The following is a 12009-nucleotide window of genomic DNA, read 5'->3' on the forward strand; positions in this document are numbered from 1 at the left end:
GGCATCCAGTGCGCCGAGGCCTTTCGGCTCAACTGTCTCCGAACACTGGATCGCCCGCTTTCGCAGGCGATGCCACCGAAACCGAGGTGGCAGCTTGCCGTTCAATGGCTCCAGGCCAGCGCCGTCACGATCGCGGATTGCAGGTTGAGCTCCGCGAACATGATCTTGCTGGCGACCACGACCAGAACGCTGGCGAGCGCCACGCGCAGCACCGTTTCCGGCACGCGCGTCGCGCTGTAGCTGCCGATGATGATGCCGGGCAGCGAGCCCAGCAGCAGCACGCCCATCAGGCCCCAGTCGACCGAGCCGAGCATCCAGTGGCCGATGCCGGCCACCAGCGTCAGCGGCACGGCGTGCGCGATGTCGGAGCCGACGATGGTTGCCATCGGCAGGCGCGGGTAGAGCAGCAGCAGCACGGTCACGCCGACCGCGCCGGCGCCGACCGACGAAATCGAGACCAGCACGCCGAGGACAATTCCGGTCACGACGGTCGCAACCACCGTGGTGCGCTCGCTGACCTGCTTCATGCGGCGGCGATAGCGCTCCATGATCGACTTGCGGAAGATCAGCGAGGTCGCGGTCAGGAGCAGCGCAAAGCACAGCACCAGATTGACCAGATCGCGCTCGGTATCGCCCCGGAGATCGAGCTTCCACAACACCAGCAGCGTCAGCGCGCTTGCCGGAATGCTGCCGCAGGCCAGCCGCAGCACCGCGGGCCAGTGCACGCTCCGCGACCAGCCATGCACCACGCTGCCGCCGGTCTTGGTGGCGGCGGCATAGAGCAGGTCGGTGCCGACGGCGGTGGTCGGATGGATGCCGAACAGCAGGATCAGGAGCGGCGTCATCAACGAGCCGCCTCCCACGCCGGTCAACCCGACAAGCAGGCCGACGGCAAATCCCGAGGCGACGTAGAGTGGATCAATCATGTCAGGGGGAATCTAGGTTCATCTCGTCAGTTGGGCAATATGACGTAGAATAAACTTTCCCCGGAGTGCAACAGTTTGGCCGAAATAAGAAAATCGTACTACGGTGCGGGGAACGAGAGGTGTTTCGCCTTGTTCTCGGGCTGATCGCGAAACAGTCCTCCCCCGCGTGGGCGACCAAGGACAGATGCGTCGGACCTATTTACCAAACGCCAGCACGTGCAGACCTAGCCGCTGCCGCACGATCCAGAACAGCAGTACGGTCTCGAAGGTCAGCGAGAGCGAGGTCGCGGCCGCAGCGCCGTGCCCGCCGAAGTGCGGCACCAGCGCGATGCAAAGCACGACGTTCATGACGAATGCGAGCGCGTATGCGAGGGCGCAGATCTTCTGCTGGCCGAGCATGTTGAGGAGCCGCTCGACCGGACCGATCGCGGCGCGCACAACGAGACCGATTGCAGCGACGAACATGATGTCGTAGCCGATCACGAATTGTGGTCCGAACAGCCAGAGCAGCGGCTTGCCGAGCGCGAGCAGCACGGCGGTCGCGGCGAGCGAGGGCCAGAACGTCCAGACGATGGCATGCGCGACGTAGGCCGAAAGCCGCGCCTTGTCGCCGCTGGCGTTGTATTCGGCGAAACGATGCGCCGTCGTCGCCGACATCGCGTAGTGGATGAAGGACACCAGTGCCAGTGTCTTCACAACGGCGAAGTAGACGCCGACCTCGTCGGAGGGACGGAATTGCTGAAGCACCAGCACGTCGGTGTAGGACAGCAGCAGATAGAAACTCTCGACCAGCAGGATCGGCAGCGAGACCGCGAGCCAGCCGCCGATGTCGTAAGCCTTGGGGCCGGGCGCGATGTGATCGGCGAGCCTGCGGTTCAGCACCACCATCTGCCCGGTCATTGCGATCCACACGGCACCGGCGCTTGCGACCATCGCGGCGACCGCGCCGAGATGATAGCCGAGCAGGAAGGCGGAAGCCGTGATGCCGATGATCAGGGTCTGGCGGATGATGAATTGCGGCATCAGGCCGAGTTGCATCCAGTCATGCGAGCGCGCGATGCCGTCCTGGGTGTTGGCGACGACGAAGGCGGGCAGGGTCATGCAACCGATATAGAGCGGCAGCTCTTCGGCCGGATCGATCCACGGCGACAGCAGCTTGACGATGCCGGCAAGCGCGAGTGAGACCAGCATGGAGACAGCAAGGACCAGCCAGCGGCTGCCGGAGAGGAAGCCGCGCAGCAACGCATGGTCACCGCTGGCGCGATACTCCGGAATGATCTTCTGCGCGGAGGCCGAGATGCCGAAATCCATCATGCTGCCGAGCAGCAGCACCCAGGTCCAGACGTAGACATAGATGCCGTAGTCGGACGTGCCCATCCAGCGGGCCAGCAACACCTGTGAAAAATAGGCGAGGCCCGCGCTGATGACGCGGATGATGAAGATGGTGCCGGCCAGCCGCCGTGTCAGCGACGCCTCGCTCGAGCCGCCCGTCAGCTTCGCACGCAGCCGTGCGATCAGCCCTGCCGGTCCGGTCGTTGCGGGTTCTGCATCCATCACGGCCAAGTCGGGATCCCCACGCGTCCCGCATGTTGCGGCGGGCTTGTTGCGGCACGCTTGGGGCTTAGCAACCATTCGTTAAGATTCGGTTGGGTGGGGCGCTATTGCCTCATCCTCACCTGTCGTCCCCGCGAAGGCGGGGACCCATACCCCCAGGGAGAAGTTGTCGCGCGCAGCCGGTAACTCCGAATCTTCGCCAATCCACTCCCTGGTCATGGATCCCGGATCGACGCTCCGCTTCGCTACGCTTGTCCGGGATGACTGCTGAACTTGCCGTGCCAGCAGGGCAACTCACTCGCGTTGTCCAAGACAACGCTCACTCCAGATTCGTATTGAACTCGTACGATTTCTCCGGCCCGACCAGCGTGAATTTCAGCGCTGCGCCGTCGGGCTTGGCACCCGGCGGCAATCCGTCGAGTTCGAAGGAAAATCGCTTCACGCCGGGCGGGCTGTGCTCGACCGGATCTGGAATCGGCAGCGACCATTCGGGCGTCGGCCCCTCCACGAACAGATTGACCTTGCTGTTCTCGGGGGCGACGACGTCGACCACCACGTTCTTGGGCCCGTCGCGCTTGATGTCGCGGATGGTCAGCGGATTGGGATCGCCGACATTTGCGGGCTTCGGCACCGTGTCCAGCGCCGAGCGCAAATTGGCGTCTTCGGTGGAGGCGACGTTGTTGAAGCCGAGCTCGATATTGGCCTCGACGGGGATGCAGAGCTTTTCGCAGACGGCGTAGTTGATCTCGGCGCGCAGCGTCACCGGCTTGTCGGCGGCCTTGGCGACGATGCGCAAGGGCAGCACGATCTGGTCGTGATAGCCGATCGAATGGCCGCCAGCGCCGTCGTCGAATTTCAGCGGCGCCGGCCACATCACGGTCACCGCCTCGACATTGTCCGACCTGGAGAAGTCGAACCGCGGCGGAACGCCCGAGTCGCCCGGCATGCGCCAATAGGTCTTCCAGCCGGGCTGGAGCTGGAACGCGATACCGCCGAGTAGCACCGCGCCGCTGCGCGATCCCGCGAGCAGCCGTACCGCGGAATGGCCGTCGCGCTGCCATTGTGACGCGTCGTCGGCATGGGCGCCCATCGCCAGCGACGACGCAAGCAAGGTTGTCGCGACGCCAATCGCCGCACGCAGGGGAACTCTTGTCAGCATGGCACGTCTTTACAGGGTCGCATCTCGGCAAACCATTGAATTGCTTGTGATGGATGCACTCGAATCAAGTCTCGGCAAGCCTTGATTTGACAGCGGACCGGCCCGACATCAGGATAGGAATTGAAACCGGAGTGCTTTACCGATGGCTCCCACAGGCAAACGGACGGGCGAAAGCACCCGCGGCGCAGGCCCTGCGCTCCCCAGTTCGGCCGGTTATCTCGACGGCCGGCTCCTGATCGCGATGCCTGTCATGGGCGACTCCCGCTTCGAGCGCTCGGTGATCTATCTCTGCGCCCACTCCGCCGAGGGCGCGATGGGCATCATCGTCAATCACCCGGCTGGCAGCATCGATTTCCCGGAGCTCCTCGAGCAGCTCGGCATCATCAAGAAGGGCGAGCACATCAAGCTGCCGCAAAATGCCGAAAGCATGAAAGTGCTGGCCGGCGGCCCGGTCGATACCGGCCGCGGCTTCGTGCTGCATTCCAGCGATTTCTACATCGAGCACGCGACGCTGCGGATCGACGACGGCGTCTGCCTCACCGCGACCGTCGACATCCTGCGCGCGATCGCCAACGGCTCCGGCCCCAAGCACGCCATTCTTGCTCTCGGCTATGCCGGCTGGGCGCCCGGCCAGCTCGAAACCGAAATCCAGAGCAATGGCTGGCTGCATTGCGATGCGGACGCGGATCTGATCTTCGGCGACGACGTCGACGAGAAATACGGTCGCGCGCTGCGCAAGATCGGCATCGATCCCGGCATGCTGTCGAACGAGGCCGGGCACGCGTAAGCTTGGTGTCGCAGCCGTCGCAACATCCTCAACTGTCGTCCCGGACAAGCGCAGCCTCTGGCAACGCGTAGCGTCGTCCAGAACGGCGCGCGCCTAAGGGCGCGCTTGTCCGGGACGACAGCGGTGTGTGACGCGCCTCTCGCTACTCCGCCGCCTGCTGCTGCACCGTCGGCTCGGTGCCCGCCACCGTCGCCCGGCGCATGTCGCGGGGCTGGGACTGGTCGTAGCGGCGGACGCGGTGCATGGTCTGGCGGTTGTCCCACATGACGAGATCATGCAGCTTCCATCGGTGGACGTAGACGAACTCGCCTTGCGTCGCGTGCTCGTTGAGGTCGCGCAGCAGCAGCCGTCCTTCCGGCACGCTCATGCCCACGATCTTGCCGGCGTGAGATGACAAATACAGCGACTTGCGGCGGTGAACGGGATGGGTCCGCACCAGCCGCTGCAGCACAGGCTTGAACATCGCCTTTTCGTCGTCGGAATATTCGGTGAAGCCGAGCGAGCCCCGCGAATACATCAGCGAGTGCTCGCAGACGAGATCGTCGATCTCGGCCTTGGTCTCGTCGTCGAGCGCGTCATAGGCCGCGCGCATGTCGGCAAATTCGGTGTTGCCGCCCTTCGGGTTCACCACCCGCGCCGACAGCAGCGAGAATTTTGCCGGGATCGGGCGGAACGAGCTGTCGGAGTGCCACAGGCAGTTGCCGAGATTGAACAGATGCGTGCGGCTGTCCTTGGCGAGCGGCTTGCCGTCCTTGCCGAGATTGGAGACGTCGTTGAGGCCGGACTGGAGGCGATAGTCCTTTTCCTTCGTCACCGTGCCGCCGCGGGCATCCTCGCGCTGACCAAAGTTCAGTGCAAAAGCCATCTGCTGTTCGTCGGTGATGTCCTGGTCGTGGAATACGAGCACCGCGTATTTGTCCATGGCGGACTCGACCTCGCGGGCCTCATTCTGCGTGAGCGGCTTGCGCAGGTCGAGGCCGGAAACCTCGCCGACAAAATGCGTCTGAAGCTGCCGGATGGCGATCGTCATGGCGTTTCTCCCGCGAACCGCGAGCGGTTGGTCCCGCTCTGCCGGAGAAAAAGGCTACTCCCGCGCCCGGCGTTGTCAACGCTCGGCGCGCATGGCTCTCACGCGTTGCGTGCCATCAACCCGCCGTCCACCGGAATGACCGCGCCGGTCAGGAACGACGCCGCCGGCAGGCACAGGCTCAGCGTCATGTGCGCGACCTCTTCAGGGTCGCCGTAGCGGCCGAGTGCGGTGCGGCGCTTGGCGTAGATGGTCTTGTGCTCTTCCGAGATGCGCTCGGTGATGGCGGTGCGGATCGGGCCCGGGCAGATGCAGTTGACGGTGATACCCTCCCGGCCGAGCTCGACCGCGAGCGAGCGTGTCAGGCTCGCGACGCCACCTTTTGCCGCGGAGTACGGGCTGTGCAACGCTGTCGCGCCGAGCGCTTCGGTCGACGCGATGTTGACGATGCGCGGCGACTTCGATTTGCGCAAATGCGGCAGCGCGGCGCGGATGATGCGGGGATGGGCCGTCAACATCACGGCGATGCCCTTGGCCCAGGCGTCTTCGTAAGCCTCGTCGTCGATCGCGACGCGCACGGAGATGCCGGCATTGTTGACGACGATATCGAGCCCGCCGAAATGCGCGGCGACATCGCCAACCACGCGCTTGATCTCGCCGCCGTCGGCGACGTCGAGCTTCCATGCCTTCGCCGTTCCGCCGCTGGCCGCGATCTCCTTGGCAACCGTCTGTGCGCCTTGCTCGTCGTAATCGGTGACGGCGACGTTGGCGCCTTCGGCTGCGAACACGTGCGCGGTGGCGCGCCCCATGCCGCTGGCGGCGCCGGTGACGAGAACGGTGAGGCCCTGCACGGAGCGGCTGAGCTGCTTGGATTCCGACATCGTGTTTCCTCGCGGTCTCTTGTTTCTTGTTTTGAGATGGACAAGGCTGGCATCGATCCGCAGACAGGTCAAACAAGCAAGACAAAAGGGGAGGCCGCGATGGCGAACGAACTCGATTTCTCAGGCAAGCAGGTGCTGGTGATCGGTGGTTCCAGCGGTATCGGCAACGGCATTGCGCAAGCTTTTCGCGCGAGAGGCGCGGCGGTTGCCGTTTGCGGCACACGCGCTCGCGCAGCGGAATATTCTGCGGAGGAGGGCTCCGATCTCACCGGGCTTGCTTATTCGCAGCTCGACGTCAGCAACCCCGTTGCGATCGAAGCGTTCAAGCCGTCGTTCGATCGGCTCGACATCCTGGTGCTCGCGCAAGGCGCGGTGATCTATCGCCGCGGCGAGTTCGAGATGGCCGGCTTCCGCAAGGTCGTCGAAGTGAATCTCATGAGCCTGATGGCCTGCGCGACGCGGTTTCATTCCATGTTGCGGGATTCCAGAGGCGCGCTGATCATGGTGTCCTCGACCGCAGCCTACCATTCCACCATGGGCAATCCCGCCTACAACGCGTCGAAGACCGGCGCGGTCGGATTGACGCGGACGCTGGGCGAGGCGTGGGCGGAGGACGGCATCCGCGTCAACGGTATCGCCCCCGGTCTCGTCGACACCAAGATGACGAAGGTGACGACCGACAATCCCAAGCGGCTCGAGGGTGCGTTGTCGCGCATTCCGCTGCGGCGGTTGGGCACGCCGGCCGACATGGCGGGCGCCGCATTGTTCCTGGCCTCGCCGCTGTCTTCGTACATGATTGGACAGACGCTCGTGGTCGATGGCGGGCTCATTCTCTAGGGCCAAACTCTCAGCGGCCGTGGAACTGCGCTCCTCCTGATCGGTTACTTGGGCAGACCCCCAGGAGGAGCATCATGGACAAGGACAGGATCGTCGGATCGGCCAAGGAATTTGCCGGACGCGCAGAAGGTGCCATCGGAGACATGGCAGGCGATACGCAGACACAGGCTTCGGGCAAGGCGCGCGAAGCCGCCGGCACCGTGCAGAATCTCTACGGACAGGCCAAGGACGCGGTGCGAGACGCCGCGGACACCGCCACTGGCTACGCCAAGGACGCCTATGAGAACAGCGGCGAGACGCTTCGCGATGGATCGCAGGCGCTGTCGAAGAAGGTGCAGGACAATCCGCTCGGCGCGCTGCTGGTCGCCGGCGGCATCGGCTTCGCGCTCGCGCTTCTGATGTCACGCCCCGCGCGTCGTCCCCCGCCGCGCTGGCGCTATTACGGCTGACGGCCGTCCGTCATTCCGGGCTCGCGCTTCGCGCGCCCCGGAATGACATCTCAAATCGACAATTACCGAACCACTTCCGCCGAACGCCCGACATTGCCCGGCGGACGCGGGATCGCAGGATTCGGATTGCGTGGCGGCGGCGCCAGCTGACGCGGCGCGGGTTGCGGCGCGCCGAAGCCGAAGAAATCACGCAAGGACGGCGTTGCCTGCGCGGGCTGCTGCGGCGGTGGCGTCGGCCTCCTCGGTGCGGGCGGTTTGGGCGGCACGATCGCAGCGGCTGCGCCCGGCGCGCCGGCCGCACTCGGAGCCGCAGCGCCACCATCAGGTGTCGTCACGGCCATGGGCGTATCGCCCTTGGCCTGCTCGCGGCCGACTTCGCGGCGCGGCCAGGAATAATCATCGGCTCGGCCCGCGGGCGCTGCGAGCGGCTCGCCCTTCACCAGCGTCCTGGCGGCGAGCGCATCGACGGCGGCGGGACGCGTGCCCGGTCCACCCAGCAATTGATCGGTCGAGATCGAGGCCGCGACCAGCGGCACGATCGGGCCTGCGAGCGGCCGCGGCGCGGGCTTGCCGGGCTCGGCGCTGGTGTCAGGCGTTCCCGGCTCGCTCGGCAGCGCGATCGGGCCGGAGCGGCCCGCCAGCAAGCGCGTGATCTCGCGCTCGACATAGTGCGCGAGCTTGCGCGCGCCGGGCTTGGTGAAATAGACGCCGTCAGCGCTGCGCAACTGACGGATCTGGCCTTCGAAGTCGGGGCCCTTCTGCAGAAAGCGACCGGCTTCGTCGACAAAGCCATCCCAGATGTCGACATAAGTGATGCCGGCCTTGGCCGCGCCTTCGCGATAGAGCGAATCCAGGAACAGCATGTCCGCGGTGCCCTTCGGCCCGCGGATCGCGGGCAGGCCGACCCAGAGCACCGGCACGCCCTTGGCTTTCAGGACGTTCGCAAGCTCCTCGATCTTCTTGCTGTAGAGCTCGACCCAGTGGTCGTCGCGGAATTCGTAGAGGCCGTTCGGATGGCGCGCGGTCTTCTCGGGCACGGCCGCCGGCGTGTCGGCGTTGTCGGCGTCGTCCTGGGGCAGGTCGGTATCCGCCGCTGGCTTGTCCTCGGGCTTGGCGGCCGTGTCGGGCTTGGTCTCACCCGGTTTGCCTTGCTGCTTGGCCCCGCGCGCCCCCTTCTCGTTCTTCTTGTCCTTGTCGGATTTCTCGACAGCCTCGCGGATCGCCATGCGGTCGTTGAGGCCGAGCATGACGACGATCACGTCGGGTTTCTCGGTCTCCAGAATGCCCCTTGCGGCCGCCGCCCAGTCCGAGGGCTCGCCCTTCGGCTGGTACCTGATCAGGCCTGAGGTGGTCCTGTGCTTGCGGATCACGCCCATGTCGGGCTGCTCGGTGTAGGCGTCTTCTAGGCCATAGGCGAGCCAGTCGGCCATGGCGTCGCCGATCACCAGCACGTTCTTGTCGGCAACGGTCTCACGCTTGGCGGGCCCCGGCGCACGCGAAAAATCCTGGCGTGGGGCCTGCTGCTGCTGCTGCTGAAACGGCGCGAAGAAATCGCCGCCGAACCAACCGCCGCCGCTGCGTGGCGGCGCCTGGCGCTGCGGCGGGCCGCCGAAGCCGGGGAAGTTGAAGAACTGCGCCGACGCCGGTCCCGCGACCGAGACCAGGATCGCAAGCGCCGTCACCAGCGCGATCAGCGGGCCGGTCTCGGTCAGCGCCTTGAAAAAGGATTTTGGCTTCGACATGCGATCTCGGGCGCGCGCAATTGGGTCTGGGATTGGCTCGGTATAATAGCGGAATCGGGCGCCAAACGGGCAAATTCTCTTGCAGTTTCCCGGGGCAATACACCGCCGATCGGCCAGAATCGCCGCCTAGGGTTACTTTCAGGCCGTTTTTACCGCCCGCGCAGCCGGTCCAGCACGTCGGAGGTGGCAAACCCGTCGGCAGGGAGCCCGATCGAGACCTGGAAGTTGCGCAGCGCGTCTCGTGTCATGCCGCCGAACTGGCCGTCCGGGGTGCCCTTGTAGAAGCCCCGCTGGGCCAGCAGCTGCTGGAGTTCCAGCCGCTCGGTGCGGGACAATTCGCGCTCTTGCCGCGGCCAGGGTTGCACGAAGGGCTGCCCGCCGCGCAGGCGGTCGGCGAAATGGCCGATCGCCATCGCATAGGCCTCGGCCGGGTTGTACTTCATGATGACACGGAAATTCTGGAGCATCAGGAAGCCGGGTCCCTGCGCACCTGCGGGCGCCAGCAGATAGGCTTTCTCCGCCGGATGCGGGAACGGCTGGCCCGTCGGCCGCTTGAGCCCGAGCTTCTCCCACTGCGCGATCGTCATCATCTTGGCGCGGTCGGCCAGCATGTAATTGAAACCCTGCGGCACCGTGACCTCGTAGCCCCAGGTCTGGCCGCTCTGCCAGCCGTCTTTCTTCAGGTTGTTTGCGGTGGAGGCGATCAGGTCGGTCGGATTGTCGACGACGTCGCGCCGTCCGTCGCCGTCGCCGTCCACGGCGAAGCGCTTGAACGCGGTCGGCATGAACTGGGTCGGGCCGAACGCGCCGGCCCAGGAGCCGCGCATCTGCTCGGGGCGCAGATCGCCGCGGTTGAGGATCTCCAGCGCCGAGAGGAACTCATCCCTGAAATAGGCCTGGCGGCGACCGATGCAGGCGAGTGTTGCCGTCGATTGCAGCACGCTGCGGTCGCCCATCTGCGTCGAATAATTGGACTCGATGCCCCAGATCGCTGCGATGATGTAGCGGTCGACGCCATAGGCCTTCTCGGTCGCGTCGAACTGCGCCTTATACCTGGCGAGGATCTCCTTGCCCTTGGCGAGGCGGTTGTCGTTCACGAGAATGTCGAGATAGTCCCAGATCGACTTGGTGAACTCGGGCTGCGAATCCATCAGGTCCATGATGCGCAGGTCGGGTGTCAGCCCGGCGGTGAAGCGCTGGAAATTCTCCTGCCTGATGTTGCGCCGTGCGGCATCGGGCCACATGCTCGCGACGCAATTGTCGAAATTGCCGGCCGCCTCGCGGATCGCGGCCGCCGTCATCAGCGGATGGCCGGAGGCACCGTCCTCGCCACTCCAGGGTTGCGCGCCGCCTGGGGTGGGTGCGGGTTGCGACGGTGCCGGGTCCGCGCCGGAGAAAATACCGCCGAACAGTTTTGACAGGCCGTTTTGCCCCTGTTGCCCTTGGGCCTGCGCGGACGCAGGGAGCAGCAGCGCGACCGCAATCATTGCTGCGCCGGCGACATATCCCGCCCGTCTTGCCTGTCTTGTCACCAGCCTTGCCGCCAGTCCTGCCACCGATTGCATCATGTCCCATCCGTCCGGCCGAAAATTCGCCATCAGGAGGCCTCGTTACGGTTGCCAATATCTTAACAAAGGTGAAATTTCGGTGGTGGCCTTTTCTCAATTCCAGACGCGAAGCCCTACATCCGCCTTTGTTACCGGCTGCAAAACGGCTAGCAAGACGCCATTGCTTCCTTCACCTGCGCTCCAAGGTATTCGATCAATCCCATGAAAATCCGCAAAGCTGTATTTCCCGTCGCCGGCCTCGGTACCCGCGTTTTGCCCGCCACCAAGGCCATGCCGAAGGAAATGCTCACCATCGTCGACAAGCCGCTGATCCAGTACGTCTATGACGAGGCGCGGGAAGCCGGCATCGAGCACTTCATTTTCGTCACCGGCCGCAACAAAAACGTCATCGAAGATCATTTCGACAGGATGTTCGAGCTCGACGCCACGCTGGCAGCGCGCGGCAAGAAGGCCGAGCAGGAAATTCTGGCACAGAACCAGCCGGAGGCCGGCGCCGTCAGCTTCACCCGCCAGCAGGCGCCGCTCGGCCTCGGCCATGCGGTGTGGTGCGCGCGCGACATCGTCGGCAACGAGCCGTTTGCGGTGGTGCTGCCCGATGAACTCGTGCTCAATTCGCCCGGCTGCCTGAAGCAGATGATCGAGACCGCTGCAACGCTCGGCGAGAAATCCAACCTGATCGCGGTCGAGGCGGTGCCCGACCATCTCACCCATCAATACGGCATCTGCGGCGTCGGCAAACGCACCGGCAAGATGTTCGAGGTCGACGGCATGGTCGAGAAGCCGGCCAAGGGCACCGCGCCCTCCAACCTCTCGATCACCGGTCGCTACATTCTCCAGCCGGAGATCTTCAAGATCCTGGAGACCCAGGAGCGCGGCGCAGGCGGCGAGATCCAGCTCACCGACGCCATGATCGGCCTCGCCAAGTCGCAAAAATTCTACGGCGTCGAGTTCGAGGGCGAGCGCCATGACTGCGGCTCCAAGCCCGGCTTTCTCCGCGCCAACATAGCCTACGCGCTCAAGCGCCCGGAGCTGCGCGAGGGGCTGATCGCGGAGATGAAGAAGTATCTCGGGCAGTAGGC

General features: G+C 65.0%; 11 protein-coding genes. 4 read left to right on the plus strand and 7 right to left on the minus strand.

The features are described from left to right. Positions 1-101 precede the first annotated feature (101 nt). The 3 genes from XH90_RS05205 to XH90_RS05215 all read right to left on the minus strand — a co-directional run bounded on the left by XH90_RS05205 (position 102) and on the right by XH90_RS05215 (position 3639). Complete coding sequence (locus XH90_RS05205) at positions 102-926, minus strand: sulfite exporter TauE/SafE family protein (RefSeq protein ID WP_194479530.1); 825 nt, start codon at positions 924-926, stop codon at positions 102-104. 195 nt (positions 927-1121) lie between these two features. Beyond that, the gene (locus tag XH90_RS05210; RefSeq protein WP_371748322.1) at positions 1122-2489 is read right to left on the minus strand and encodes an oligosaccharide flippase family protein; all 1368 of its coding nucleotides are present in this window, start codon (positions 2487-2489) and stop codon (positions 1122-1124) included. Between the two features lie 310 nt (positions 2490-2799). Beyond that, the gene (locus tag XH90_RS05215) at positions 2800-3639 is read right to left on the minus strand and encodes a protein-disulfide reductase DsbD domain-containing protein (RefSeq protein ID WP_194479531.1); all 840 of its coding nucleotides are present in this window, start codon (positions 3637-3639) and stop codon (positions 2800-2802) included. Positions 3640-3781: 142 nt separating this feature from the next. Between XH90_RS05215 and XH90_RS05220 the strand changes: the two genes are divergently transcribed. Continuing rightward, positions 3782-4426, plus strand: coding sequence for a YqgE/AlgH family protein (locus tag XH90_RS05220; RefSeq protein ID WP_194479532.1), 645 nt, complete (start codon positions 3782-3784; stop codon positions 4424-4426). Between the two features lie 142 nt (positions 4427-4568). Here the strand turns inward: XH90_RS05220 and XH90_RS05225 are convergent, their stop codons facing one another. After that, positions 4569-5456, minus strand: a complete 888-nt coding sequence (locus XH90_RS05225) for a TauD/TfdA family dioxygenase (RefSeq protein WP_194479533.1) — start codon at positions 5454-5456, stop codon at positions 4569-4571. Between the two features lie 98 nt (positions 5457-5554). Further along, positions 5555-6334: an SDR family NAD(P)-dependent oxidoreductase gene (locus XH90_RS05230; RefSeq protein WP_194479534.1), complete on the minus strand. Its 780-nt coding sequence runs from the start codon at positions 6332-6334 to the stop codon at positions 5555-5557. Between the two features lie 99 nt (positions 6335-6433). Between XH90_RS05230 and XH90_RS05235 the strand changes: the two genes are divergently transcribed. Next, entirely contained in the window at positions 6434-7171 is a 738-nt protein-coding gene (locus XH90_RS05235; protein WP_194479535.1) for an SDR family NAD(P)-dependent oxidoreductase, read from the plus strand. Between the two features lie 74 nt (positions 7172-7245). Further along, positions 7246-7620 (plus strand): CsbD family protein, encoded by a 375-nt coding sequence (locus tag XH90_RS05240; RefSeq protein WP_194479536.1) that lies wholly within the window; start codon positions 7246-7248, stop codon positions 7618-7620. 62 nt (positions 7621-7682) lie between these two features. Here XH90_RS05240 and XH90_RS05245 read toward each other — a convergent pair whose 3' ends face one another. Next, the gene (locus tag XH90_RS05245) at positions 7683-9362 is read right to left on the minus strand and encodes an SGNH family hydrolase (RefSeq protein ID WP_194479537.1); all 1680 of its coding nucleotides are present in this window, start codon (positions 9360-9362) and stop codon (positions 7683-7685) included. A gap of 149 nt (positions 9363-9511) precedes the next feature. Further along, entirely contained in the window at positions 9512-10930 is a 1419-nt protein-coding gene (locus tag XH90_RS05250; protein WP_194482597.1) for a lytic murein transglycosylase, read from the minus strand. Between the two features lie 201 nt (positions 10931-11131). Here XH90_RS05250 and XH90_RS05255 point away from each other — a divergent pair, with 201 nt between their 5' ends. After that, on the plus strand, positions 11132-12007 hold the full coding sequence (locus XH90_RS05255; RefSeq protein ID WP_194479538.1) for a UTP--glucose-1-phosphate uridylyltransferase: 876 nt from the start codon (positions 11132-11134) through the stop codon (positions 12005-12007). Positions 12008-12009 lie beyond the last annotated feature (2 nt).

The organism is Bradyrhizobium sp. CCBAU 53338, from assembly GCF_015291665.1.
Classification (GTDB): domain Bacteria; phylum Pseudomonadota; class Alphaproteobacteria; order Rhizobiales; family Xanthobacteraceae; genus Bradyrhizobium.